The 25597-nt window shown below is 64.4% G+C and carries 20 protein-coding genes and 2 tRNA genes; 4 read left to right on the top strand and 18 right to left on the bottom strand.

The window, feature by feature from the left end; all coding sequences use genetic code 11:
• Nucleotides 1-29: 29 nt before the first annotated feature.
• The 8 genes from pheT to uvrB all read right to left on the bottom strand — a co-directional run bounded on the left by pheT (nucleotide 30) and on the right by uvrB (nucleotide 10249).
• Entirely contained in the window at nucleotides 30-2579 is a 2550-nt protein-coding gene (pheT, locus tag AC3ARF_RS10915; protein ID WP_498927857.1) for a phenylalanine--tRNA ligase subunit beta, read from the bottom strand.
• Nucleotides 2580-2727: 148 nt separating this feature from the next.
• Complete coding sequence (pheS, locus tag AC3ARF_RS10920) at nucleotides 2728-3738, bottom strand: phenylalanine--tRNA ligase subunit alpha (RefSeq protein WP_498927858.1); 1011 nt, start codon at nucleotides 3736-3738, stop codon at nucleotides 2728-2730.
• Between the two features lie 230 nt (nucleotides 3739-3968).
• Nucleotides 3969-4328, bottom strand: a complete 360-nt coding sequence (gene rplT, locus AC3ARF_RS10925) for a 50S ribosomal protein L20 (RefSeq protein WP_144814634.1) — start codon at nucleotides 4326-4328, stop codon at nucleotides 3969-3971.
• Between the two features lie 13 nt (nucleotides 4329-4341).
• Nucleotides 4342-4539: a 50S ribosomal protein L35 gene (gene rpmI / locus AC3ARF_RS10930; protein WP_036133974.1), complete on the bottom strand. Its 198-nt coding sequence runs from the start codon at nucleotides 4537-4539 to the stop codon at nucleotides 4342-4344.
• 644 nt (nucleotides 4540-5183) lie between these two features.
• Nucleotides 5184-5708, bottom strand: a complete 525-nt coding sequence (gene infC, locus AC3ARF_RS10935) for a translation initiation factor IF-3 (protein ID WP_498931839.1) — start codon at nucleotides 5706-5708, stop codon at nucleotides 5184-5186.
• A gap of 71 nt (nucleotides 5709-5779) precedes the next feature.
• Complete coding sequence (gene thrS / locus AC3ARF_RS10940) at nucleotides 5780-7681, bottom strand: threonine--tRNA ligase (RefSeq protein ID WP_498927859.1); 1902 nt, start codon at nucleotides 7679-7681, stop codon at nucleotides 5780-5782.
• Between the two features lie 394 nt (nucleotides 7682-8075).
• Nucleotides 8076-8150, bottom strand: a tRNA-Val gene (locus tag AC3ARF_RS10945).
• 83 nt (nucleotides 8151-8233) lie between these two features.
• Entirely contained in the window at nucleotides 8234-10249 is a 2016-nt protein-coding gene (gene uvrB, locus AC3ARF_RS10950; protein ID WP_498931841.1) for an excinuclease ABC subunit UvrB, read from the bottom strand.
• 177 nt (nucleotides 10250-10426) lie between these two features.
• On the opposite strand from uvrB, the gene AC3ARF_RS10955 reads away from it, so the two are divergent.
• Entirely contained in the window at nucleotides 10427-10975 is a 549-nt protein-coding gene (locus AC3ARF_RS10955) for a GspH/FimT family protein (RefSeq protein ID WP_498927860.1), read from the top strand.
• 46 nt (nucleotides 10976-11021) lie between these two features.
• Nucleotides 11022-11098 (top strand) — tRNA-Asn (locus AC3ARF_RS10960).
• A 115-nt stretch (nucleotides 11099-11213) separates the two neighbouring features.
• On the opposite strand, the gene AC3ARF_RS10965 is transcribed toward AC3ARF_RS10960, so the two are convergent.
• Genes AC3ARF_RS10965 through AC3ARF_RS10980 form a run of 4 tightly spaced genes read right to left on the bottom strand, consistent with a single transcriptional unit; the run spans nucleotide 11214 to nucleotide 16274 of the window.
• Nucleotides 11214-13442, bottom strand: coding sequence for a type IV pilus modification PilV family protein (locus tag AC3ARF_RS10965; RefSeq protein ID WP_498927862.1), 2229 nt, complete (start codon nucleotides 13440-13442; stop codon nucleotides 11214-11216).
• The gene (locus AC3ARF_RS10970) at nucleotides 13439-14950 is read right to left on the bottom strand and encodes a PilX N-terminal domain-containing pilus assembly protein (protein WP_498927864.1); all 1512 of its coding nucleotides are present in this window, start codon (nucleotides 14948-14950) and stop codon (nucleotides 13439-13441) included. The genes AC3ARF_RS10965 and AC3ARF_RS10970 overlap by 4 nt, the downstream gene beginning before the upstream one ends.
• Entirely contained in the window at nucleotides 14947-15732 is a 786-nt protein-coding gene (locus AC3ARF_RS10975) for a PilW family protein (protein ID WP_498927866.1), read from the bottom strand. The genes AC3ARF_RS10970 and AC3ARF_RS10975 overlap by 4 nt, the downstream gene beginning before the upstream one ends.
• Complete coding sequence (locus AC3ARF_RS10980) at nucleotides 15726-16274, bottom strand: GspH/FimT family pseudopilin (protein ID WP_498927867.1); 549 nt, start codon at nucleotides 16272-16274, stop codon at nucleotides 15726-15728. Before AC3ARF_RS10980 ends, AC3ARF_RS10975 begins: the two co-directional genes overlap by 7 nt.
• Nucleotides 16275-16473: 199 nt before the next feature.
• On the opposite strand from AC3ARF_RS10980, the gene AC3ARF_RS10985 reads away from it, so the two are divergent.
• Nucleotides 16474-16845 (top strand): type IV pilin protein, encoded by a 372-nt coding sequence (locus AC3ARF_RS10985; RefSeq protein WP_498927869.1) that lies wholly within the window; start codon nucleotides 16474-16476, stop codon nucleotides 16843-16845.
• 4 nt (nucleotides 16846-16849) lie between these two features.
• On the opposite strand, the gene ppnN is transcribed toward AC3ARF_RS10985, so the two are convergent.
• The 5 genes from ppnN to grxD form a co-directional block, all read right to left on the bottom strand.
• A complete protein-coding gene (gene ppnN, locus AC3ARF_RS10990; protein WP_498927872.1) occupies nucleotides 16850-18250 on the bottom strand; it encodes a nucleotide 5'-monophosphate nucleosidase PpnN in 1401 nt (466 codons plus the stop codon).
• An 88-nt stretch (nucleotides 18251-18338) separates the two neighbouring features.
• Complete coding sequence (locus tag AC3ARF_RS10995; RefSeq protein ID WP_498927873.1) at nucleotides 18339-21572, bottom strand: TonB-dependent receptor; 3234 nt, start codon at nucleotides 21570-21572, stop codon at nucleotides 18339-18341.
• A 268-nt stretch (nucleotides 21573-21840) separates the two neighbouring features.
• Complete coding sequence (locus AC3ARF_RS11000) at nucleotides 21841-22437, bottom strand: YhgN family NAAT transporter (RefSeq protein WP_498927875.1); 597 nt, start codon at nucleotides 22435-22437, stop codon at nucleotides 21841-21843.
• A gap of 80 nt (nucleotides 22438-22517) precedes the next feature.
• Nucleotides 22518-23240 carry an SDR family NAD(P)-dependent oxidoreductase gene (locus AC3ARF_RS11005; RefSeq protein WP_498927877.1) on the bottom strand — a complete coding sequence of 241 codons (723 nt, stop codon included), beginning with the start codon at nucleotides 23238-23240 and terminating at the stop codon, nucleotides 22518-22520.
• 11 nt (nucleotides 23241-23251) lie between these two features.
• Nucleotides 23252-23572, bottom strand: coding sequence for a Grx4 family monothiol glutaredoxin (gene grxD / locus AC3ARF_RS11010; RefSeq protein WP_498927879.1), 321 nt, complete (start codon nucleotides 23570-23572; stop codon nucleotides 23252-23254).
• A gap of 159 nt (nucleotides 23573-23731) precedes the next feature.
• On the opposite strand from grxD, the gene sodB reads away from it, so the two are divergent.
• On the top strand, nucleotides 23732-24310 hold the full coding sequence (gene sodB, locus AC3ARF_RS11015) for a superoxide dismutase [Fe] (protein WP_498927881.1): 579 nt from the start codon (nucleotides 23732-23734) through the stop codon (nucleotides 24308-24310).
• A gap of 72 nt (nucleotides 24311-24382) precedes the next feature.
• Here sodB and AC3ARF_RS11020 read toward each other — a convergent pair whose 3' ends face one another.
• The gene (locus tag AC3ARF_RS11020) at nucleotides 24383-25558 is read right to left on the bottom strand and encodes a 5-(carboxyamino)imidazole ribonucleotide synthase (RefSeq protein ID WP_498927883.1); all 1176 of its coding nucleotides are present in this window, start codon (nucleotides 25556-25558) and stop codon (nucleotides 24383-24385) included.
• Between the last annotated feature and the right edge of the window lie 39 nt (nucleotides 25559-25597).

Raw genomic sequence — 25597 nt, forward strand, 5'->3', positions numbered from 1 at the left:
GCCACCGGTGTTGCAGCTGCGTGCGGCGGTCAGCCGCGGATCCTGGCGCCGTGGGCGGCATCGATGGCCTGGGTCACCGACGACACCACCGCGTCCACGTCCTGATCGGTGAGCGTGCGCGATTCTTCCTGCAGAATCAAGCCCATAGCCAGACTCTTGAAGCCGGTTTCGACGCCCTTGCCCTGGTAGCGGTCAAACAGCACCAGATCGCGCAACGACGGGCCTGCAGCGGTCTTCACGGTGGCGGCAATCGCCCCCCATTCCACCGTTTCCGGCACGACGAACGCGAGGTCGCGGCGGACGGACGGGAAGCGCGACTGGCCGCCGGCGCGCGGCAGGGCGCGGGCCAGCAGCGGCTCCAGGTCCAGCTCGAAGGCGACCACGTCCACGTCCAGGTCCAGGGCGCGCTGGAGGCGCGGGTGCAGCTGGCCGATCCAGCCCAGCTTGACCGCGGCGCCATCGTTGCCGACGCGGTGCACATCGGCCGAGCGGCCGGGGTGCGCCCAACCCGGCTGGGACGCGCGGTATTCCAGCCGTGCGCCCGCCACCGCAGCGAGGCTTTCCAGGTCACCCTTCAGGTCATGGAAGCCGACCGGTTGCGCCTTTGCGGCCCACTGCTCGGTGCCGGCCGCACCGCAGGCCACGGCGGCGACGCGCTGGGTATGCAGCGGCGCGCCCCCGCCGGCGCTGTGGCCGTGCGCGGTCGGGCCGCCGACCCACGGCGTCGCCCCGTCGGCGGTGAATACGTTGCCCAGCTCGAACAGGCGCACGCGGCCCTGTTGGCGCGCCACGTTGCGGCCCAGTGCAGCGACCAGGCCCGGCAGCAGTGAGGGGCGCATCACGCCTAGCTCGGCGCTGAGGGGGTTGGCCAGCGGCACCACGCCTTCGACCAGACCCCAGCGGGCCAGCAGCGCCTCGTCGACGAACGCGTAGTTGATGGCCTCCAGAAAATCACGCGCGGCGACCTGGCGGCGCACCGTCGGCTCATCCACGCGGGTCTCGGTGGGCGCCACCAGCCGCGCGGCACCGGCCGGCAGCGTGGTCGGGATGCGGTCGTAACCGTGGATGCGGGCGATCTCTTCGATCAGGTCTTCTTCGATGGCGATGTCGAAGCGGCGGGTCGGCGCAGTGACGCGCCAGCCCTGCACAGCCTGGGTCGTGTCAGTGTCGCCCGCCATCCGGCTCGCCGTGGCGTCCGCGTCGCCAGCCCCGTCAGCAACGCCGACTCCGCTCGGGATCGCGGCAGCGCCGTCGAGCGCGGCCAGCCGCTCCACCGTCAGGCCAAGCGCGCGCAATATGCGCTCCACCTCGGCATCGGAAACCTGCAGACCCAGCACGCGCGCCAGACGCGCACGCCGCAACACGATGGGCTGCGGCCGCGGCAGGTGCTGGGCCAGCGTCGCTTCGACCACCGGGCCCGGCGCACCGCCGGCGACTTCCACGATCAGGCGCGTCGCATACTCCATCGCGATGCGCGGGAGCTCCGGGTCCACGCCGCGTTCGAAGCGGTGGCCGGCATCGGTGTGCAGGCCCAGCTTGCGGCCGCGGCCGATGATCGCCGCAGGGGCGAAGTGCGCCGATTCGAGGAACACGTTCTTCGTCGTATCGGTGACGCGCGTATCGAAGCCGCCCATCACGCCAGCCAGCGCCACCGCGCGGTCGGCATCGGTGATGACCACGAACTGATCATCCAGGGTCACGTCACGACCATCGAGCAGCTTCAGCGCCTCGCCCGCGCGCGAACGCCGCACGCCCACCGGGCCCTGCAGCAGGTCGCGATCGAAGGCATGCATCGGCTGGCCGAGTTCAATCATCACGTACTGGGTCACGTCCACCAGGAACGAGACGGGGCGGATGCCGCTGCGGCGCAGGCGCTCGGCCATCCACACCGGCGTGCTGACCGCGGCGTTGACTCCCTCGATCACCCTACCCACATAGCGCGGTGCATCCGCGCCGGCATTGAGCTCGATCGCCAGTGCTTCGTTGTTGAGCGCCGGCATCGGCGTCGCGTCGAAATGCGCGACTTCGCCGCCGCACGCGGCCGCCACGTCATAGGCGATGCCGCGCACGCCGAAGCAGTCGGCACGGTTGGGCGTGAGCTTGATCTCGATGCTGGCATCCGGCAGGCCGAGGTAGTCGGCCAGCGGCGTGCCCACCGGCGCATCGGCCGGCAGTTCCAGCAGCCCCGACGCGTCAGCATCGATGCCCAGTTCCTTGGCCGAGCACAGCATGCCGGCCGATTCCACGCCGCGCAGCTTGGCTGCCTTGATGTTGATCCCGCCCGGCAGCACCGCGCCAACCTGCGCCAGCGGCGCCCTCAGGCCCGCACGCGCATTCGGCGCGCCGCACACGATCTGCACCGTACCGTTGCCAGTGTCGACTTGGCACACCTGCAGCCGGTCGGCTTCCGGGTGCCTCTCGGCGCTGACGATCTGCGCCACGACCACGCCGTCCAGCGATTCGCCCAGCGGCGTGACCTCTTCCACCTCCAGCCCGATCGCGGTCAGCGTCGCGGCGAGTTCATCGCGCGTCGCGGTGGTCGGCACATGGTGGCGCAGCCAGTTTTCGGAGAATTTCATCGTGAATCCATCTGGTTCCGTCGAAGGCGCGGCGGTTACCGCGCCCGTCCGGCAGCCGAAGCCGCCAACCTTTCAACCTGGTCCGGGGCCGTGCATCCCAGCGCGGCGGGCTGCATCGCGCGTTGACGCGCCACGCGGCCTTTGGCCGTTACGCAAACTGCTTCAGGAAGCGCACGTCGCTCTCGAAGAAGCTGCGCAGGTCGTCCACGCCGTAGCGCAGCATCGTGAAGCGCTCCACGCCCAAGCCAAAGGCATAACCGGTGTACTTCTCCGGGTCGATGCCTACATTGCGCAGCACGTTGGGATGGACCATGCCGCAGCCCAACACCTCCAGCCAGCGCGTGCTGCCATCGGCCTGCTGCCACGCGATGTCCACCTCCGCCGAAGGCTCGGTGAACGGGAAATAGCTCGGCCGGAAACGCATCTCGAAATCGCGCTCGAAGAACGCGCGCACGAACTCGGCCAGCGTGCCCTTGAGGTCGGCGAAGCTCGCATGCTCGTCCACCAGCAGTCCTTCGACCTGGTGGAACATCGGCGTATGCGTCTGGTCGCTGTCGCTGCGGTACACCTTGCCGGCGGCAATCATGCGCAGCGGCGGCCCGCTCTTGGCAGCCACCGCGTCGAGCATGTAACGCACCTGCACGCCCGAGGTATGGGTGCGCAGCAGGCGGCCATCCTCGAAGTAGAACGTGTCGTGCATCGCGCGCGCCGGGTGGTGCGGTGGGAAGTTCAGCGCCTCGAAGTTGTGCCAGTCGTCCTCGATCTCGGGGCCGGTGGACAGCTCGAAGCCGAGGCGGCCGAAGATGTCGACGATGCGTTCCAGCGTGCGGCTCACCGGATGCAGGCCACCGCGCGCGCCGTCGATGCCCGGCAGGGTCACGTCGATGGTCTCGCTGGCCAGGCGCGCATCGAGCGCGGCGTCGTCCAGCGCGGTCTTGCGCTGCGCCAGCGCATCACCCAGCAGGTCACGCGCCTTGTTGATCGCCTCGCCAGCGGCCTTGCGCTGGTCGGCCGGCAATGCGCCCAGCGCCTTGAGTTGCGCGGTCACGCTGCCGGACTTGCCCAGCAACGCCACGCGCAACGCCTCGATCGCGTCGGGCGAAGAAGCGGCGGCGATGTCGGCCAGTGCCTGCTGCGTCAGTGATTCGATTCCACTCATGTCCCATCGAACCTCAAGTAATTCCTGCTGCCCGTTGCGGGCGTTCGCCCGCCCCGCGCCAGTGCGCGGGCCCAACCACGGGACAGCACCGCGGTCGGCAGCGCCAGTTCACGGCGCCCCAAAAAGCAATGGGGAAGGACTTGCGCCCTTCCCCATGCGTGTACCTCATTGTCTTCGACCTGCGGCCGGACCGGCACCGGAGTGCACCACCGTCCGCGGCCTGCGACAAATTACGCCGCGAGCGCGCCCTTCGCCTTCTCCGCCAGGGCGGCAAAGCCGTCGGCGTCGTGCACGGCGATGTCCGCCAGCACCTTGCGGTCCAGGGTGATGCCGGCCTTCATCAGGCCGTTCATGAAGCGGCTGTAGCTCATGCCGTTGATGCGGGCAGCCGCATTGATGCGGGTGATCCACAGCGAACGGAAATTGCGCTTCTTCTGCTTGCGGCCGATGTAGGCGTACTGCAACGCCTTGGTGACCGCCTGCTTGGCGACGCGGAAAACCTTGCGACGGGCGTTGTAGTAGCCCTTCGCGGCCTTCAGGATCTTCTTGTGACGACGGCGCGCTTGCACGCCACGCTTGACTCGTGCCATTTCTCAGTTCTCCTCAGGCGTACGGCAGCATGCGAGTGATACGACCGGCGTCTTCCGCACGGACGTGGTTCGTCTGGCGCAGGTTGCGCTTACGCTTGGTCGCCTTCTTGGTGAGAATGTGGCTGCGGTTGGCGTGGCCGCACTTGAACTTGCCGGATGCCGTCTTGCGGAAGCGCTTGCCTGCCGCACGGCTGCTCTTGATCTTGGGCATTGCGATGTCCTTTCGGATGTTGGTCACTGGCCTGGGCGGTGGCCTTCGCCACGCTTTCCGTCCTGCCCTTGCCGGCTATAAGTCGTTGATCTTCCAAGGAAGACCCCGACGGGTCCGTGCTACTGCGTACAACAATCCCGGGTTAGCGGGCCGCACATTATGGCGGGGGTGGTGGGGGATTGCAATCTTTCCCTTTGAAATCAAAGGCGTCTCGGCCGGGCGGGCTGAGGGCGGCGCCCCTCGGGTATTCCGGGCAGTCGCGGCCCGATATCCGCTTGGTGCCCGAAACACCCGAGGGGCGCCCCCACCCCTACCCGCGACTGATGGGCGAGCAAGAGCCTAAGCAGGGCAAGGGCAAGGGCAAGGGCAAGGGCAAGAAAGACTGCAATCGCCAAGCTGGCGGGGGGAGAGCAAAGCCACGCAAACCAGCCCTCGGCCGTATGCACTTGTGTTTGACGCCCACCCTCACCCAATCCGGACGACTGTGCGCCCGAGAGCAGCAAACACCCTCTCCCCAATACCGGAGAAAAAGCAGAAACACCCGGAGCGCTTGGAGGCGGCTACCGGGTGTTTCGGGCACCAAGCGAGTATCGGGGAGCGACTGCCCGGAACACCCGGTAGCCGCCGCCCTCCCCCTTGAAGGGTTACTGCTTCTTCTTCGGCGCAATCATCATGACCATCTGGCGACCTTCCAACCGCGGCCGCGACTCGACCACGATGTCCTCGCCCAGATCCGCCTCGATCCGCGATGCCATCTCGCGACCCAGTTCCTGGTGGCTCATTTCTCGGCCACGGAAGCGGATGTTGACCTTGACCTTGTCGCCTTCCTCCAGGAAGCGGCGCATGTTGCGCAGCTTGATCTGGTAGTCACCCTCGTCGGTCACGGGCCGGAACTTGAGTTCCTTGATCTCGACCTGCTTGGTCTTCTTCTTGGCCTCGTTCGCCTTCTTCTGCATCTCGAACTTGAACTTGCCGAAGTCCATGATCTTGCAGACCGGCGGATCCGCGTTGGGCTGGATCTCGACGAGGTCCAAACCCTCTTCCTCGGCCATGCGCAGCGCTTCGTCGCGCGAGAGCACGCCGATCATTTCGCCATCGCTACCAATCACGCGTACGCGCGGTACGCGGATCTCCTGGTTCTTGCGGTTGGGCTTTTCGGGGGTACTGATGTTGCAATCTCCGGAATGGATCGTAACGCCCCGCACTCCGGCGGGACGGGCCTATAGCTTACACACGGCGCCTAGTACGCGCCTTCACCCTGCAAACGCGAGGCGAAATCGGCAACGGACATCGTCCCCAGATCCTCCCCTCCCCGCGTGCGCACGGACACCTCGCCATTGTCCCGCTCGCGGTCGCCAACGACCAGCAGATACGGCACTCGCTGCAGGGTGTGCTCGCGAATCTTATAGCCGATCTTTTCGTTCCGCAAATCGGCCTCGACCCGGAAGCCTTGATTTGCAAGGGTTTTCCTGACCTCAGCCACATAATCGGCCTGGGCGTCGGTGATGTTCATGGCCACGGCCTGGATCGGGGCCAGCCAAGCCGGGAAATGACCGGCGTGGTGCTCGATCAGGATACCGATGAAGCGCTCCATCGAGCCGACGATGGCCCGGTGCAGCATTACCGGGTGCCGGCGCTGGCTGTGCTCATCCACGTATTCCGCGCCCAGTCGGCCCGGCATCATGAAGTCGACCTGCATGGTACCCAGCTGCCAGGTACGGCCGATGGCGTCCTTCAGGTGGTACTCGATCTTGGGGCCGTAGAAGGCACCCTCGCCCGGCAGCTCCTCCCACTCCACGCCGGCGGCACGCAGGGCCGAACGCAACGCGTCCTCGGCCTTGTCCCAAGTGGCGTCGTCACCCAGGCGCGAGTCGGGGCGCAGGGCGATCTTGATCTGGATGTCGCTGAAGCCGAACGCCGCGTATACGCCCAGCGCCTGCTGGTGGAAGGCGCGGACCTCGGGCTCGATCTGGTCCTCGGTGCAGAAGATGTGCCCGTCATCCTGGGTGAAGCCGCGCACGCGCAGGATGCCGTGCAGCGCGCCCGAGGGCTCGTTGCGGTGGCAGGCGCCGAACTCCCCGTAGCGGATCGGCAGATCGCGGTAGCTGTGCAGGCCGGAGTTGAATACCTGCACGTGGCCCGGGCAGTTCATGGGCTTCACCGCGTAGGTCCGCTTCTCGGACTCGGTGAAGAACATGTTGTCCTTGTAGTTGTCCCAGTGGCCGGAGGCCTTCCAGAGCGACACGTCGAGGATCTGCGGGCAGCGCACTTCCTGGTAGCCGCTGTCGCGGTAGACCTTGCGCATGTACTGCTCGACCACCTGCCAGATGGACCAACCCTTGGGGTGCCAGAAGATCAGGCCAGGGCCCTCTTCCTGCAGGTGGAACAGGTCCTGGGCCTTGCCGATCTTGCGGTGGTCGCGCTTCTCGGCCTCCTCCAACTGGTGGAGGTAGGCCTTGAGGTCCTTGTCATTGAGCCACGCGGTGCCGTAGATGCGGCTGAGCATCTGGTTGTTATGGTCGCCGCGCCAATACGCGCCGGCCACCTTCATCAGCTTGAACGCGCGCAACTTCTCGGTGCCTGGGACGTGCGGGCCGCGGCACAGGTCGGTGAACTCGCCCTGCGTGTACAGCGACAGGTCCTCGTTGGCCGGGATCGACTCGATGATCTCGGCCTTGTACGCCTCGCCCATGTCCTTGAAGAACGCGACCGCGTCATCGCGCGACTTCACGCTGCGGCTGACCGGCAGGGCCTCCTTCACGATCTTCTGCATCTCAGCCTCGATGGCCGGCAGATCCTCGGGCGTGAACGGGCGCTCGTAGGCGAAGTCGTAATAGAAGCCGTTGTCGATCACCGGGCCGATGGTGACCTGCGCGCCCGGGAACAGGCGCTGTACGGCCTGGGCCAGCAGGTGGGCTGTGGAGTGGCGCAGCACGTCCAGCGCCTCGGGCGACTTGTCGGTGATGATGGCGAGCTCGGCGTCGCGGTCGATGCGGAAGCTGGTGTCCACCAGCTGGCCGTCGACCTTGCCGGCTAGGGCGGCCTTGGCCAGTCCGGCGCCAATGGAGGCTGCGACCTCGCCCACCGATACGGGATGGTCGAATTCACGGCGGCTGCCGTCGGGAAGGGTAATGGCAATCATGATTTGCAACTCTGGGAAGCGTAAGTAGGAAGGTGCCAGCGCGAAGGCGCGCGGCGGCGGCATCGCGCGTGAAGCAAACGCGGCGCCGCAACAAAAAAGCGCCACGAGGGCGCCTGCTGGGATGCGGGGCCTCGCGAACGTCAGCGATGGGCGGTGGTAGTGCTCATGTCACACGCTCGGCCGGCGGGTTGGCGCGGGCCACCTGGACTGCTGCAGCGACCTGCACGGTCGGGATGTAGCTATGGTTGGGCAGCGCTGGCAGCAAGTCAACGGGCGGGCCCTGTCAGCCCCTCCCCTTGATCCGCCGTGCCCGCAGAACAAGCGCAGGTCGAAGGGCCGCACCCCAAAGCAGAACGGCGCGACCCCGAGGGATCACGCCGTTCCGTCACCAAATTGGTGGGCGGTACAGGGTTCGAACCTGTGACCCCTACCATGTCAAGGTAGTGCTCTACCGCTGAGCTAACCGCCCGTCGCCACAACAACCCGGCGAGAGGGCGCGCAGTGTAACGTGACCACGCGCCAAGCGCAATGCTCGAGCGCCGGGATGCCGGCTCAGGCGCCCAGTTCGGCGTCCTTGAGCTTGCGCAGCTCGTCCCGCACCGCGGCCGCCTGCTCGAACTCCAGATCGCGGGCATGCTGGTACATTTTCTGCTCCAGCTCCCTGATGCGGGCAGCGATCTGGGCCGGCGGCAAGGTGGCGTAGTCGAGCGTCTCCTCTGCCACCCTGCGCCCCCTGCCGCGGGTCTTGGCGGCATCCGGCTCGGCGCGCGCGCCTTCCATGATGTCCACCACCGGTCGGTGCACGGACTTGGGGGTGATCCCGTGCTCCAGATTGTGCTCGACCTGCTTCGCGCGGCGGCGGTCGGTCTCGTCGATCGCCGCCTGCATCGAACGCGTGATCTTGTCGGCGTACAGGATGGCCTTGCCGCGCACGTTGCGGGCCGCGCGACCGATGGTCTGGATGAGCGAGCCGGTAGAGCGCAGGAAGCCCTCCTTGTCGGCGTCCAGGATCGCCACCAGTGAGACTTCCGGCATGTCCAGGCCCTCGCGCAGCAGGTTGATGCCCACCAGCACGTCGAACTTGCCCAGTCGCAGGTCGCGGATGATCTCCACACGCTCCACGGTGTCCACGTCGGAGTGCAGGTAGCGCACCTTTACCCCGTGCTCGCCCAGGTACTCGGTAAGGTTCTCCGCCATGCGCTTGGTCAGCGTGGTGATCAGGACGCGATCGCCCTGCGCCACGCGGAGATTGATCTCGCCCAGTACGTCGTCGACCTGCGTTCCGACCGGCCGGATCTCGACCTCGGGGTCGACGAGACCGGTCGGGCGCACCACCAGCTCAACCACTTCACCCTGGGACTTTTCAAGCTCGTATTGACTGGGCGTGGCGGACACGAAGATCGCGCGCGGGGAGCGTCCCTCCCACTCCTCGAACTTCAGCGGGCGGTTGTCCAGCGCCGACGGCAAGCGGAAACCGAACTCAACCAGGGTCTCCTTGCGCGAGCGGTCGCCTTTGTACATGGCGCCGATCTGCGGCACGGTCACGTGCGACTCATCGACCACCAACAACGCGTCGGGCGGCAGGTAGTCGAACAGGCAGGGTGGCGGCTCACCCGGCATATGGCCGGTGAGATGGCGGCTGTAGTTTTCCACGCCGTTGCAGTAGCCCACTTCCGCCAGCATTTCGAGGTCGAACTGGGTGCGCTGGGCCAACCGTTGCGCTTCCACCAGCTTGTTGGCGGCGTACAACTGCTCCAGCCGGACCCGCAACTCCTCCTTGATCGCCTCGATCGCGTCGAGCACGGTGCGGCGCGTTGTCACGTAGTGTGACTTCGGGTAGATGGTGTAGCGCGGCAGCTTGCGCAGCGTCTCGCCGGTGAGCGGGTCGAACGCGGTCACCGACTCGATCTCGCCATCGAAAAGCTCGATGCGCACGGCTTCGCTGTCGCTTTCGGCGGGGTGCACGTCGATCACCTCGCCACGCACGCGGTACGTGCCGCGCCGAAGCTCGGTGTCGTTGCGGGCGTACTGCATCTCGGTCAGTCGGCGGATCAACTCGCGCTGGTCGATGCGCTCTCCGCGCACCATGTGCAACACCATGCGGAAGTATTCGTTGGGATCGCCCAGGCCATAGATGGCCGACACGGTGCACACGATGATCGCGTCGCGGCGCTCCAGCAGCGCCTTGGTTGCCGACAAGCGCATCTGCTCGATGTGCTCGTTCACCGAACTGTCCTTCTCGATGAAGGTGTCCGACGACGGCACGTATGCCTCGGGCTGGTAATAGTCGTAGTAGCTGACGAAATACTCCACCGCGTTATGCGGGAAGAACGCCTTGAACTCACCGTAAAGCTGCGCCGCCAGGGTCTTGTTGGGTGCCATCACCAGAGTGGGCTTCTGCACCTGCTGGATCACGTTGGCGATGGTGTAGGTCTTGCCCGAGCCGGTCACCCCCAACAGGGTCTGGTGCGCCAGTCCCGACTCGAAACCAGCTACCAGGCGATCGATGGCCGGCGGCTGGTCGCCTGCTGGCTCGTAGGGCGCCACCAGCTGGAACTGGCCTTCCAGGCGGGAATCGAGGGTGGTGCGATCGTTCATGTGGCGATACATGGTGGCGACCGATGAGTGTAACGCGACGGATTCCGAGGGTGCCGGTCGGAACTTTCTTACCTCGGGATGCGTTCATGCCCGATACCTATCAGCCACGCCAGCCGGGAAGCTGTCGCCAGTCAAAAGGAGATGGCAATGCGCAAGGAAGCGAGGGGATTCACACTGGTGGAGGCGATGGTCGCGATGGCAGTGGTGGCCGTGGTTGCGGGCGTCGCAATTCCGTCCTGGCAGGCGGCACGCGCCTCCGCCCATGCCAGCGCAGCCCGGACGGAAATGCTGGAAACGATCATGGCGGCGGTCCGCCACTCGGCGTTGGCCGGGACCGAGGTGGTCCTTTGCCGTCCCCTCGGCGAGACGGTGGAAGGTTGCTCCGACACCACCAACTGGAGCGGAGGATGGGCGCTGTTTGCGGACCTTAATGGCAACCGGCGGCGGGACGCCAATGAGCCGGTGATCCATCGCCAACGGGCGCTCGCGGGGGGCGTGAGGCTATGGACCACGGGGGGGCGGACCCGGCTCATCTTCCAGCCCAATGGCAGCAATGCCGGTTCGAACGTCACCTTTACCCTGTGCGACGAACGCGGCGCCAACAAGGCCGTCACCTTCGTGCTGGCCAATGATGGCCGGATGCGTTGGGGTCGCCCGACGGCAGCGGCGGCCCAACAGTGCGCCTATGGCGTTTGAAAGCCTATTGACCTGTCGCCCCGGTCCTCCTAGGATATGCGTCCCCGCCCGAATAGCTCAGCCGGTTAGAGCACTTGACTGTTAATCAGGGGGTCGTTGGTTCGAGTCCAACTTCGGGCGCCAAGATTCAAGAAGAAAGCCTGCAGCGATGCAGGCTTTTTTTGTGCTTCCAGAAGCATTGCGCATCCCGAGGGAGACGCTGAGGGGCGGCATACCCACCCCTCGCTCGACACGTGGATCAGTAGTAGCCGGTCGGACAGGAACTCCCGTCGACTACCGCCAATCCCAGTGTGTCAAAGGTGCTCGGGATCGTGAGGGTGACGCCCTCGCCGATGGTGCCGTCACCCGTTACGCTCGCCAGGACACCTGGCTGGCTGTTGGAGATGCAGACCCTACGGTTGATCACGGCATCATTTGCCGCCTCAGAGTTGTAATTGCTGATCTGGATCTCTGAGGTGATGGGCTTCGAAGCGTTGTAACTCACTGTGCAGACGACACTGAAGCGGCCTTCACACGTGACCTTGGACGAGTTGGGCTGGTCGAAGTTGTACTTGGACAGATTGGTGCTGTCCGCGATCTCCACCTTCATGACCACGGAGTACGCCTTGACACCGGTGTCGCCGCCGCTGCGTGAGAAATCCTGCGAGTCTTCCCGGAAATTCGCGCTACGCGCGTCGTCTGGATCGACCGGGAAGGTGCTCGCCAGGCCGGACGCACTGGCACTCATGCGCAAGGTGACGGGGATCGTGCTACCGGCCGCCGCAGCGTTGGACCGCACAAGACCACCATCCGAAGCCACGAGGCCGCGCGCGGTGTAGAGCGTGTTCTGGGCCCTGATGGCCTCGGGAACGCGTGAGCGCCACTCCCCGAGGTTCGCCACGTTCACCGCATAGAAGGGAATTGTTTCAAGCGGATTGCGCTGGGTCTGCCCCTCGCAACCAGTTGGTTCCGGATCCTGCTTCGTACCGTAGGCACACTTGTATGCCGCCAACGTTTCGGGAGTCAGGTAATCCACATACAGGCCGAACGCGATCAGGCTCTGGCGATCCGGTGTGGTGCCCGGATTACTCAAGGTAATGGGTGAAGCAAGTCGCAAGCCATCGCTGGAGCCCACAGTGAACACCGGGAATGCTTGGGCTGGCGAGGGGTACTTGGACGTCGTCGGAGCGATCTGGGTGATCCCCGCCGCGACCGAGGCCGTCACGAACTTGGAATAATTGTCCACAAAGCTGGGGACGACATAACTGGTGCCACTGATCGGCGTTACGAGCAGATTGCTTTGCTGCGGATCGACCGCTAGTCGCATACGTCCGCCCACGCGAATCAACTGGCACGAGTCGATGTAGCGGTTCGAGGTTTCTTCGCCCAGCGGGCGCAGCACTTCCAGCTGGAATCCATTGCCGGAGCTCGGAGGATAGCCGTAATGCTCTTCCTTGGCGGCGATTTCAGCGGCTGTATAGAGACGCCAGGGATCCGTGCGTGGGTTGCTCCGCGTAGGTGCATCATTCAACGCCCCATCGTGGTGGTCGCGGCAGCAAACGGTGCACATTTCCTTGATTTCAGGCGTCGAGTTCGACACGACTGGGGTGCCTACCTTCGACCCAACCGGAGCCGTCTTCGGCTGCAAATAGGCCAGTTGCAGGCCACTCCACACGGTTGGCTGGTACTTGGGACTGGCGGTCGTACTGACGCCCCCGGCCGAACAGACACAACTCACCGCGGCGACGTCAAGCTTGCGGTTGAGCAACACCTCTTGCGCGGAAGAACTCCCGGTGAACGTCATCACACTGAACACCGTGGCCGCCGAAACGTCCTGCACGAACTGCTGCGGCTTCGGGTTTGAGCTCGCGGACGACTGATCGCCACCGACGGCAATGGGAACGACCTGCGGGTTGTCCTTGTTGGGCGGCTCGATCCGCACCTGGGGTGCTTCAGGGCCATCACCGGGCTTCTTGGCCACCTGGGCGGCGTCAGACGGGGCAATCGCGGCGATCGCGTCCTTGATTTCCACCGACTTGGTAGTGCCTGCCTCATCCGCCCAAGAGACGGAAACCGTAACCATCTTGAACTCCGGGATACCCGAAGTGACTGCACCCGTTGTCGCGGAATTCGCCTGGAACGTGGTGGTACCGGTTGCGTTTACCCACCGCGACACTGTCCTGGTGGTCGTGAACTCCACGCCGCCGACAGTGGTCGTCCCCAGATTCGCGGTATCGAGCCCCTGGTAGGTATAGCCCGAATACCCGGTCGGTGGCGTCACAAATGCGAACGTCCGAGCGTCCTCAACTACCTGTTGAGCAATCGCACTCGCGCTCTCACGCGCTTTCGATTCAGCACCGGCGCGAAACAGGCTCGCCTGAAGCGCTGCCAAGGCTAGAAGGCCGAACGAGAGAATGACAACCGCAACCATGACCTCAATCAGGCTGAAACCCTTTCGGCCACGCGGTCCACTTAGCATGTTCTTCATGGCGTTGCGCTCGCGTCTTGGTAGCGATCCGACCAGGAGCCCGGGATTGGCCCATAGCGGACGAAGGCCGGAGAGTTGGAGATATTCTGTAGAACTGCCTTGTTGTAAACGATGGTGGGATTGCCTGCGATGCTCGCCTCGCCCTCCAGAATCACCGATCCGTACACCTGGCCACCGCCACTGGCCTTGAGCAGCTCACCCGTACCCGCCTTGCTTCGTACGAAAAGAATTCCGAAGTAGGTGCTATTGGCCGAAAGGGTCACAACCCCGTCGCTAACCAGTACGACGGGATACTGCAGACTGCCTACATCGGTGCCGAGCTTGCAATCCGTTCCCTTGTACCAGTACAGACCCTCGCTCGTCGCATTCAACGAAGCGCAATCGGCTAATGGCTTGGCGTACTTCGCAAGGTAGTCATCAGCCTGGGCGGACGGAACGTCGAAGACGTACTCAAACAAGTCCGTGGGGAAGTTGGTGCTGTCGCGCACTTTGGGGCTGGCGTCGCTGTAATGCGAATCCTTGTCCAGGATGTCCTCGCCCTCGATCTTGTCCTTGGCGATCGCGCAGGACTTGGCATCACCACTGAGCAGTCCGTAACCGGGACAAAGTCCATTGCAGGTACAGGACTTGCAGACCCCATCCAGAAGATCCGCGGACGTTGGTGCCGGAGTGCCATAGTTCGCCAGCCACTCACCGAGTTGGCAGGAGGCAAAGCTGGCCTGGTCAATCTTTGCGTTACCGGACGACCAGATCGATACCGGCACACTGAACCCACCGGCGTCAGGGTTAGGAACAATCTGCGCGTTGCCAAGTCCGGTCGCGGTACCCGCCGCGATTAGCGGTGCGGCAGGCACGGCACCCAGCAAGCGGAAGGTTCCGAACGACTGCTTGACGACGGCCTCCGCACTTTCGTCAGTCAACTGGCCACGAGACACAATGGTGACGTAGAACGTGCCCTCATTGGTCGGCGCCGACGAACACACGGGCTTCTCGGGGATCGTCATGTCGAGACGACAGAGGGTGGCGAACGACTGGTAGCTCGTCGCGAAGTTCGCCGCGCCGCCCGACGTTGTGATCGAGGCGGCACCGCTCATCATGCTCGAAACAGGCAGCACGCCATTGGTGCTACCGACATAGCGGAACATGTTGGCGCGGCGAGTACTGTCGGATTCGGCCAGACAAGGGTCCAGCGCCATTCCTGTGGGAAGTGGATCGGTGCAGCTTTGCCAGCGCGCAGTAGTGGCGGGCGGCAGCCAACCCCCGGACGCAGTAGAGAGCATCGACCGAGTGTTGCCGCGCAGGTACTCGATCGACTGGTTGATGCCGGTTTCAGCCGTCTGGAAAGCGAGTTTGTATCGGTACTCATTACCCGACGTACGTTGCTCGAAAAGACCTACATTGACCGAAAAGATGGCGATGACTGTCAGTATCGCCAACAGCAGCATCGCGATCAGCAGGGTGGATACACCACGCTGGCGCCGACGGGGAGTCAGCTGGATCGAATTCATGGGCTCACCCCACAGTCAGAAATCAGTTCCGCGGAAGTTTTCATGGTGTCGGGCACGGCAGGCGTCGTTGGACACCCGGTAGCCTGGTTCTTGAGGAAATTGACGACCTCTGCGCGGGTGCGGCCGGAATCGGCAATCGATCGCACAATGGTCGCGTCGCTGCGGAGGGTGCCTCGCACGCAGAACGAAAGATTTCGCACAAGACCTTCAGCGCGTAGGTAAACGTCACTACCGCTCACCGGGTCCTTGGTCTTATGGATGTCGACGCAGAACGGGCTCTTGCGCTCCACCACCTTGAATCCGGTGATATTGACGACTGCGGGGTCTGAGACATCCTCCCAGCCGCTCGTGTCAGTGCACGTCACCGCGGCGTCAGCCGTCTTCATCTGCAACGTTCCGGCGGTGGAGTTCCAGCGGATCGCACGGTTCTGGCGCGACGCCGTGCTGTTGCCTCGGTCGTACAGATAGGTGAAGCAGTTTCCGGTTGACGAAACCGCCAGCGCCCCAAGATTCGGCAAGGGAGCATTGTCAGTCATGACACGCTGTACCGACGAACGATCGTAGCCAGCTCGCCTGGCCTCGCGCACAGCAAGCCCCATGGCCGCCCGCAGGTCCTGGGTCAGGCGCGTGGAGCGAATATTCTCGTTGTAGGACCGAAGCATGGAAACCGTGAAGGCCAAAACGGCACCAATGACAATCATGCCGGCGACCAGCGCCACCATCATCTCGATGAGGGAGAAACCCCGGACGTCTTTGTGGTTGCTCTTGCGCATGTTCAGCATGCCCCCATGCCCGGCAGCGCCTTCTTCCCGCTCGGGGCGCATTGGCTGGCGCGGCCCATCGAATTCACTTTGATCTCCAATCCATAGCCCCGCGGAACCTCCAGCTTGACGCTGCCCGCTGAGCTATCATCGGCCAGCATTCCGGTGCGTGGGTCAATCACGAACGAAGTTGCCGAACCAAACTTGGCCGCTTCGGTGAGCTTCACGGTGCGCAACTCATTGCCATTGGACGGAAACCTGCCCAAGGGGCACGTGGTGGTAGAGCAATCGCAGCCCGCGGCAGACGCAGTCGCGACTATCCCCGCCCCAACACAGAAGCCGGTACCCACCGCCTTGAAGTCAACCTTGACGAGCGCATTGCGCTTGACGGCCTCTGACTTCGCGGCCCCGATCACAGCGACCACACTGTCTGCGGTGCCCTGCAAGGCACGCCGCTCGGCGGTGTCGCTGAAAGATGGCGCAGCAATGGCCAAGAGGATCGCCAGCACCGCGATCGTCACCATCAACTCGACCAGGGTGAAACCATTAGAACGAAATCGCATCTGCCACTCCATTGCGCCCTGCGTCGGTAGGCACAGCGCCGCCAGCTGAATCTAGCGCCCCCGATTAGGGGGGGGCAACGAAGTCCGGACGGGCGGCGCCTGTAGCGGGACGAACGACCAGTACCCCACTTATGCTCAGGGCTGCCACCGTCTACCATCTCAAATCAGTACCAACACGCAGGGCTCGCCAATGCACCACATGAAGATCAGGGGCTTCACGCTAATCGAGTTGATGGTGGTTGTGGCCATTGTTGGCATTCTGGCTGCGATCGCGGTCCCACTTTATAGCGGTCAGATTCGCAAGAGCCGACGCACGGAGGCGCTTACGACGCTCCAGAACCAGCAACTTGCGATGGAACGCTATCGCGTGGACCACGCGTCCTTTGCGACCTATTCACTACCGTCCGGGCTCGACAACGGCCATTACACGTTCACGCTGACCGGCACTGGCCCTACCGGCTACACCTTGCAGGCCGCCCCCCAAGGGGACCAAGCCAACGACAAGTGTGGGACGCTGAGCCTGGTCAACGCGGCCGGCGCCATTTCCAAGACGCCGACCAATTGCTGGTGATGGCTTACGCCACCACCCGATAACACGGCCGGTAGTCCCCAGCGATCTTCATCCTGCGCTGCTCCACGAACGCCCGGAGCAGCGCATCCAGCGAATGCATCATTTCGCTGTCGCCATGGATCTCGAACGGCCCGTGCGCCTCGATGCGGCGCATCCCGTCCTCCTTCACATTGCCAGCCACGATGCCGGAGAACGCGCGTCGCAAGTCGGCCGCGAGCTCATGCGCCTTGCGACCGCGGTGCAGGTCCAGACCCGCCATTGCCTCGTGACTGGGCACAAACGGCTGCTGGAACGCCAACGGGATGTCCAGCGACCAGTTGAAGAAGAAGGAATCCTTCTGCGTGATGCGGTGGTCGCGCACCTTGCGGATGCCGGCCATCATCCGCTTCGCGACCGCACCCGGGTCGGCGATGATGATCTCGTAACGTGAAGTGGCGGCCTCCCCCAAGGTCAGCCGCAGGAACCTGTCGATCTGCTCAAAGTACGGCGCCGACGCGGTCGGTCCGGTCAGGATCAGCGGGAACGGGACATGCGCATTTTCTTCCCGCAGCAGGATGCCCAACAGGTACAGGATCTCCTCCGCCGTGCCCACCCCGCCTGGGAACACGATGATGCCGTGGCCGATGCGAACGAAGGCCTCAAGGCGCTTCTCGATATCGGGCATGATCACCAGGTGGTTGACGATCGGGTTGGGAGACTCCGCGGCGATGATGCCCGGCTCGGTGATCCCGATGTAGCGTGGGCGGTGCTTGCGCTGTTTTGCGTGGGCGATGGTCGCGCCCTTCATGGGCCCCTTCATCGCTCCTGGACCGCAACCGGTGCAGATGTCCAGCCCGCGCAGGCCCAGCTCATAGCCTACCTGCTTGGTGTACACGTACTCGTCGCGCGAGATCGAGTGGCCACCCCAGCAGACGACCAGGTTCGGGTCGGTCGGGAACAGCGTGCGCGCGTTGCGCAGCAGGTCGAACACGGCATCCGTCAGGCCCGTGCTCGAGCCGAGGTCACGCCCACCTTCTTCGACCAGTTCGATGGCGGTATAGGCAAGGTCACGCACGACCGCGAACAGCAGCTCCGCCACGCCGCGGATCAACTCGCCATCCACGAAGGCGGTGGCGGGCGCGTTGTGCAGGTCGATGCGCAGGCCTCGGTCCTGCTGGTGCACCTCGATGTCGAACTCCGGGTACAGCTCCTGCGCTGCACGCGGGTCATCGGACGTGCTGCCCGTCGTCAGCACCGCCAGGGCGCAGCGCCGCAGCAGGTCATGCATGCCGGTCGAGGCATCCCGGAACCGGGCGACTTCTTCACGGGAGAGCACGTCGAGACCGCCGCGGGGGTAGATGCGGGTACTTTCGGTAGGGAGGACGGTGGGGCGGGATGCGGTAACGGGTTGGCTGTCGTTGTTCATGCAGTGAATGTAGCGCAGGCGGGTTGCCAAAAGAAAACGGCCGGGGTTTCCCCCGGCCGCTTCGTTGAACCGACTGTCGGCTAGCCGATCAGAACTTGTAGCGGAAGCCCACCTGCAGCGACCAGCGCGAGATGGCGCGATCGTCGTAGATGTTCAACGCATCCGGGGTGTTGAACCGGTAGATGTACTTGCCCGTGGTCGGATCTACACCACCGTACTCAACCACGCCCCGAGCAGCCGGGAATGGCACTTCCTCGATGCGCCCCCAGTCCTTGTTGAGCAGGTTGCCGACGTTAAGCACGTCCAGCCAGATCTCGGACTTGTGGCCGTCCCAGAAGCCCGGCAGTTCCTGCGACACGCGGATGTCGAACTGGTTGACCCAGGTCGAACGCGCACCGTTGCGCTCGGCCACGCGGCCACGGTTGGCGCTCAGGTACTCGTCGCTGGCAACGAAGTTCCAGAACGCCGCTTCCTCGGCTGCCGAGCCAAACAGCACGTCGCCAGGAGCCGACGGGATGTAGAGCAGGTCGTTGCCGAAGCGGCCATCGCCATTGGCATCATTGTCGAACACGTAGCTGTAGGGACGACCGGAACGGCCCTCGTAGAACATCGAGACGTTGGTAAAGTAGTTGCCGAAGAACGAGTGCCTCCAGCTGATCGCCGCGGTGAAGCGGTCACGAATCTCGTAGCTTGAGGTTGCGGCGACTGCCTCGTTCGGATTGAAGACCGAGTTGTTGCCCCACTGCGAGCCCGACGTCGAACTGGTCAGCGGACTGACCTCGTCGGCGTTGGTGTAGGTGTAGGACAGCATCCACATCCAGTCACTTTCATTGAACGGCTTGTTCAAGGAAACGGTCAGCTGCTGGGACTCACCCTTGTTGGTCGGCCTGGCGATGATGGCGTCGCTGAATGCCGAATTCGCCCCCGCTCGGTTGGTCACGCGGCGGCCCGTGGGCTGGGCACCGAACTGGTTCCAGTTGGTCCGGTCATACCCGGCGGTATTCCAATACATCAGGCGACCGTCTTGGCCAACCTTGGTCGGGGCGCCCAGGTTGAGGTGCTGGTAGTAGAGACCTTCCTTGACCTGGGTGAGGATCAGCTCCGCCGAACCAACCACGCCCCACCACGGCAACTCGTGGTCGAACGCGAGGTTGGCCTTCCACACGGACGGCTGGCCCATCTCGGGGTCCACGAAGTCGATTGACTGCGTGCCTTGGCGCGAACCGGCGGGAATCAGGTTGATCTGGTCAGCGGGGTCGGCATCGAAGCAACGCTGGCCGACCTGCATGCAGGCCGCGGTCAGCGGGAAGCCGCTGGACAGGTTGTAGTCGATATAGCCGAAGCCCGTGTTGGTGAACGGGTTGGACAGCCACACGTTGGCCGCCGCGCCTTGGAACAGGCCGATACCACCGCGGAGCTGCGTGGGACGGTCGCTGTCGAAGGTGTAGTTGAAGCCAAAGCGCGGTTGCACGAGGTCATTGCCGTCGATCGTGGCGCTGTTGTCGAATCCGAACGCCGCCTCCGCCGCCGCGTTGTAGGTGGGCTCGGAATCGACCATCGGCTTGTCCCAACGAAGGCCGAACGTCAAGGTCAGGTTGTTGTTCACCGCCCACGTATCCTGCACGAACACGCCGACGTTCTTCAGGCCCCAGACGGCAGCCATGTTGTCCATGTTGCCGGCCGCCGGGTAGAACAGGCGATACGAACTCGGACGGCCGTTACGGTAGTTGGCGACATTGGTGAAACTGTAGACACCGTTGGTGCGGCGTCCGAACAGGTTGTAGATGTCGTTGTCTTCGTAGTCGAAGCCGAATTTCAGAGTGTGGTCGCCCACGAACAGGTTGCCGGCAAAGAACGCGTTCAACGTCTCAGTTTCGAGGATGTTGGCGTGGGTGTTCTCCTCGGTGCCGAAATTGATCGTCGCATCCGAGGTCGGACCGGTCGGCACCGCTACCGAAATGGCCGGCAGGAAGGAATTGGGGGCGCGGACAGCCGAATATTCGCGGTACGACACCTTGGCTTCAGTCGTGAAGCTGTCGGTCCAGTCACTGAACAACTGGGCGGTGTAGGTGTCGAACTTGTAGTCACGCTGGTAGGCGTACGAGTCAAGCGCGATGCTGCGCGTGCCAAAGCCGGGGAACACCGCGACGCTCTGGTCCGAGGTGCCGTAGCGGAGGCTGAAGCGCTGGTCATCGGTGATGTTCCAGTCCAGCTTGATGCCATATTCCTCGCCGGTCGTGTCGGCACCGCTGGCCGCGTACGGACCCGGGTCGAACCCATACACCGTCCGCGAAATATCTCGAATCTCGTCAATCTGGGTCTGGGTGATGTTGACGATGTTGGTGGCACCGGAACCCACGGGACCCGAAGTGGGGCCGCCCGCGCTCTGCTCATACTTCTCGTAATTCACGAAGAAGAACAACTTGTCCTTGAGCAGGGGGCCGCCGAAGGTCATGCCGTAGGTGGTTTCGTCCTCGAAGCCGGAGTAGTCGGTGCCGTTCTCGTTCTCGCGCACCATGCTGTTGTCGCGGTACAGGCCGTAGACCGAGCCGCGGAACTGGTTGGTGCCCGACTTGGTGACGGCGTTGATGACGCCGCCGGTACCACCCGAGATGGTGACGTCGTAGTTGGCCACGTCCACCGAGATTTCATCGATGGCGTCCATCGAGAAGGGCTGGCGCGGGGTCGGCAGGCCGTTTGACTCCAGGCCGAAAGCGTCGTTTGTGCTAATGCCATCCACGCGGATGGCATTGAAACGCGGGTTCTGGCCGCCAACGGAGATCTCGTTGCGCGACTTATCGGTCTGGCTGACGCGCGGATCAAGGCGCGCGTAATCCTGAAGGTTGCGTTCGATGGACGGGAACGCCTCGATCTGCTCCCGGGTCACGTTGGAGCCGGCGCCCATCTTGGTGGCGCTGAACACCTCGGAACCGCCCGCGTACACAGCTTGGATCGACTCGACGGTCGTCACGTCATTGTTCAACCCAATATCGACGGTATTGACCTTGTCGAGGTTGAGATATACGTCGTCCTTGGAGTTCGCACCCGCACCGGCCTTGGTGATGGTGATGGTGTAGGGGCCGCCCACGCGGAGGCCGCGCGCGGTGTACCGGCCGCTGGCATCCGTAGTGGTGCGACTGACCGTGCCGGATTCGGTGTGAACGATGGTGACCTCGGCGCCGGCAACCGGCTGACCGTCGGCACCCACGACCTGGCCACCAACGCCGGCGGAAGTGCTTTGTGCAAACGCGGGGGCAGCAGCGAGCGCCGCAAGGAGCCCAAGGGTGAGTCTGGAAATACGAACACGGTTCTTGTCGGTCATGAAAACTGGCCTCGATGCATTTATTGAGTTCGACAAAGCACGGCCCGCGCCCCCGAAATCGCGCACGGCCCATAGACGATTCAGCTGCCCCACCCCCGAGCAATCCGCGCCGGGTTAATGACAGATTAACATACTGACCCGGATGTGTTTCCGATTCATGACCGCCGTCAAAAAAACGGCATGGTCCTGTCAGTGCACCCGCGCAGTGACCGCCGGACTGGCTGCCGAGTCACGCGCTTCGCTAACATTTCGTTTCTAAATCAACTGGTTACGGAGCCGATATCTGCAGATACGTGCCCAGCCCATCCAGGAACATCTGCACTGAGATCGCCACCAGGAGCATGCCCATGAGCCGCTCGACGGCGGTCAGGACGCGGGAGCCCAGCCATTTGTAGAGATACGTCGCCGACAGCAGGATGGCCGCCGTGGCACCCCATGCGATGACCAGGGCCAGGCTCCAGTCCCCCAGACGGGCGGGCTCGTTACTGCCCATCAGCATCACCGCTGCCATGCCGGAGGGGCCGGCCACCAGCGGGATGGCCATCGGCACGATGAATGGCTCCCCTTCCGGGATCTCGCCCATCAGCCCTTCGGGCGGCGGGAAGATCATCCGGATGCCGATCAGGAACAGCACGATGCCACCGGCGATGGAGACGGATTCCTGACGCAGGTGCATCAGTTCGAGTGCGTACTTGCCGCCCCACAGGAACACCATCAGTACGCCCAGCGCGATCAGCAGCTCGCGGGCCACGATGATCCGCTGGCGCCGCGGCGGCAGCCCGCGCAGCAGGCTCAGGAACACCGGCACGTTGCCCAACGGGTCCAGGATCAGGAACAGCAGCAATGCGGCGGACGCAATCGTCATCGGTGGATGGCTCGTGCTGGCAGATCAGGAAACAGCGAGAGGGGATCCGTCGGATGCGACCAGGCGGACCAGCATTACGGTCAGGGCTGGGGGGCCCAGACTGTGCCGCGATGGGTCGCGCCCTCGGACGACAACAGGGTGACACAGGCGCCCGCGTACGCGGCGGGATCCCGGGCCTGGCGGTCGTTCGCCTCGACATAGGCCTTGCTGCGCAGCGGGGTGCGCATCGGCCCGGGCTGCAGGCCCGCCACCCGCACGCGGGAGTTGGCCAGCTCGGCGTGCAGCATGCCCACCATCGCGGACAGGCCGTGCTGGGCAAGGCCGTATCCGCCCCAATAGGCCTGGCCCACCCGGGACAGGTCGTCCACGGTGAACACCAGTGCCGCGTCTGACGCCTTGGCGAGCAGGGGCAGGCAGGCCTGCGACAACCACCAGCGCGCGGTCAGGTTGACATGCAGCGCACGTGCAAAGGCTGCCGGATCGGTCTGCAGCAGAGGGGTCAGCCCACGGAACTCGGCGGCGCAGTGCAGCACCCCGTCCAGCCGACCCAGCTCCGCCTCGATGCGTTCGGCCATCTCGGCATAGTCATCGGGGGACGCGCCTTCCAGGTCCAAGGGATACAGCAGGGGTTCCGGGCCTTCGTTGGCCAGCGCGTCGTACAAGCGGTTGAGCTTGGGCAGCTTGCGCCCCAGCAGCACCACCGTGGCGCCCGCGCGCGCGCAGGCCAGCGAGGCGGCGCTTCCAAGGCCACCGTGCGCGCCGGCCACCAGCACAACGCGGCCGGCCAATGCGGCTTCCGTCATCGGCGCAGTGCTCACTGCGCCTGCGTTTCGCTGACCATGCGTCCCAGCTCACCCGACTCGAACAGCTCCAGGGTGATGTCGCAGCCCCCGATCAACTCGCCGTTGATGAAGAGCTGGGGGAAGGTCGGCCAGTTGGAGTAGCGCGGCAGGTTGGCGCGGATCTCCGGGTCTTCCAGCACGTTGACGGTGTGCAGCTGGGTGGCGCCGGCCGCCTTCAGTGCCTGTACGGAGCGGCTGGAGAACCCGCACATCGGGAACTGCGCAGTGCCCTTCATGAAAAGAACGATGGGATGGCCCTCAACCTCGGCCTTGATCCGGTCCATCACGGACATGGTGCGACTCCTGCAAAGGTGCGTTGCCCCCAATTGACGTTCAGGCAACGACGCATGGGGATAGAATGCCCATTCTAATCGTTATCCCCCCCGCGGACCCGGGTTCTGCCCACCCCGCGCCCCCAACCGCCAGCCCCTGCTGCAAGGAGCAAGCCTCTCATGGCCATTGAACTGCCTGCCCTCCCCTACGATCGCACCGCGCTTGAGCCGCACATCTCGGCCGAGACGATCGACTTCCATTACGGCAAGCACCACCAGACCTACGTGACCAACCTCAACAACATGATCGCGGGCACCGAGTTCGCCGACATGTCGCTGGAGGACATCATCCGCAAGTCGCAGGGCGGCATGTTCAACAACGCCGCCCAGGTGTGGAACCACACTTTCTACTGGAACTGCCTGTCGCCCAATGGCGGCGGCGAGCCGGTGGGCAAGCTGGCCGATGCCATCAACAAGGCCTTCGGCGACTTCGCCAAGTTCAAGGAAGAGTTCACCAAGGTCAGCGTTGGCACCTTCGGCTCGGGTTGGGGCTGGCTGGTGCAGCGCCCGGACGGTTCGCTCGCGCTGGTGAGCACCTCCAACGCCGCCACCCCGCTGACCGGCGACGACACCCCGCTGCTGACCTGCGACGTGTGGGAACACGCCTACTACATCGACTACCGCAACGCCCGTCCGAAGTACGTCGAGGCCTTCTGGAACCTGGTCAACTGGGACTTCGTCGCTTCGCAGATGAAATAAGCGACGGCGCTTGCCCGACGCACAAACGGCCGGGGAAACCCGGCCGTTTGCTTGGGACGAGGGCGGCGCGGATCAACGCGCAGCGTGAACTGAAGTGGCCGCCAGCTGACCGTCGAGCGCGCGGACCACGGGCATTACCTGGGACTCACGCTTCAGCGCCCCACCCACCCGAACCAGCGCGGCCGCAAGCTCTTCAGCCGAGTCCGCCCGCAGCGTCGCGTGGCCCACCTTGCGGCCCTCGCGCGACTGTTTGCCGTAGTCGTGCCAATGGCCACCGGCCTCGGCCAGGACGGGGGTGGCGTCGGGCATGGCGCCGATCCAGTTGAGCATGCAGGCCACGCCGACCATGCGGGTATCGCCCAGCGGCAGCCCGAGCACGGCACGCAGGTGATTCTGGAACTGGCTGGTCTCGCTGCCTTCGATGGTCCAGTGACCTGAGTTGTGGACGCGCGGCGCCAGCTCGTTGGCCAGCAGCTCGCGGTCACGGCAGAAAAGCTCCAGTGCGAACACGCCAACGTAGTCCAGCGCCTCCGCCAGCTTTCGCGCATGGTCAATGGCGGTGGCGGCCACCGCGTCATCGACCTGGGCGGGGGCGAGGCTGGCGGACAGCACGCCATCCACGTGCCAGTTCTCGGTCAGCGGCCAGGCGCGGAACTCACCGTCGCGACCGCGCACGGCCACCACGCTCAATTCGCGCTGGAACGCCACGAAGCCTTCCAGGATCAGTCCGACCTTGCCCGCCTGCGCGCCCAGCGCGTCCCACGCCGCGGGGACATCGGCCGCGGACTTGATGCGGAACTGCCCCTTGCCGTCGTACCCCAGGCGGCGGGTCTTGAGGATGCACGGCGTGCCGATCACAGCCACCGCCGCGTCCAGCTGCTCGCGGGTATCGATCGATGCGAACGGCGGCACCGGAATGCCCAGTTCGCGAAACAGCGTCTTCTCCGCGAGCCGGTCCTGCGCGGTGGCCAGCGCGCGCGGCTTGGGGAACACCTGCACGCGATCGGTCAGCCACTGCGCCGATTCAGCCGGCACGTTTTCGAAGTCGAAGGTGGCCACGTCCACGCGCGAGGCGAACTCGGCCAACGCGGCTTCGTCGGTGTAATCACCCACCACCATCGGCGCGAACTGGCCGGCGCAGGCATCGGCGACGTTGTCCATCACGAGGAAGCGCAGGCCCAGCGGTGCGCCGGCCAACGCCATCATGCGCGCCAACTGGCCGCCGCCCAGGATGCCGACGGTGGTCATGGGGGAATCAGGAGTGCTCATCACGTCTTGCTCTGGGTC

The organism is Lysobacter sp. KACC 24251 (assembly GCF_057747755.1).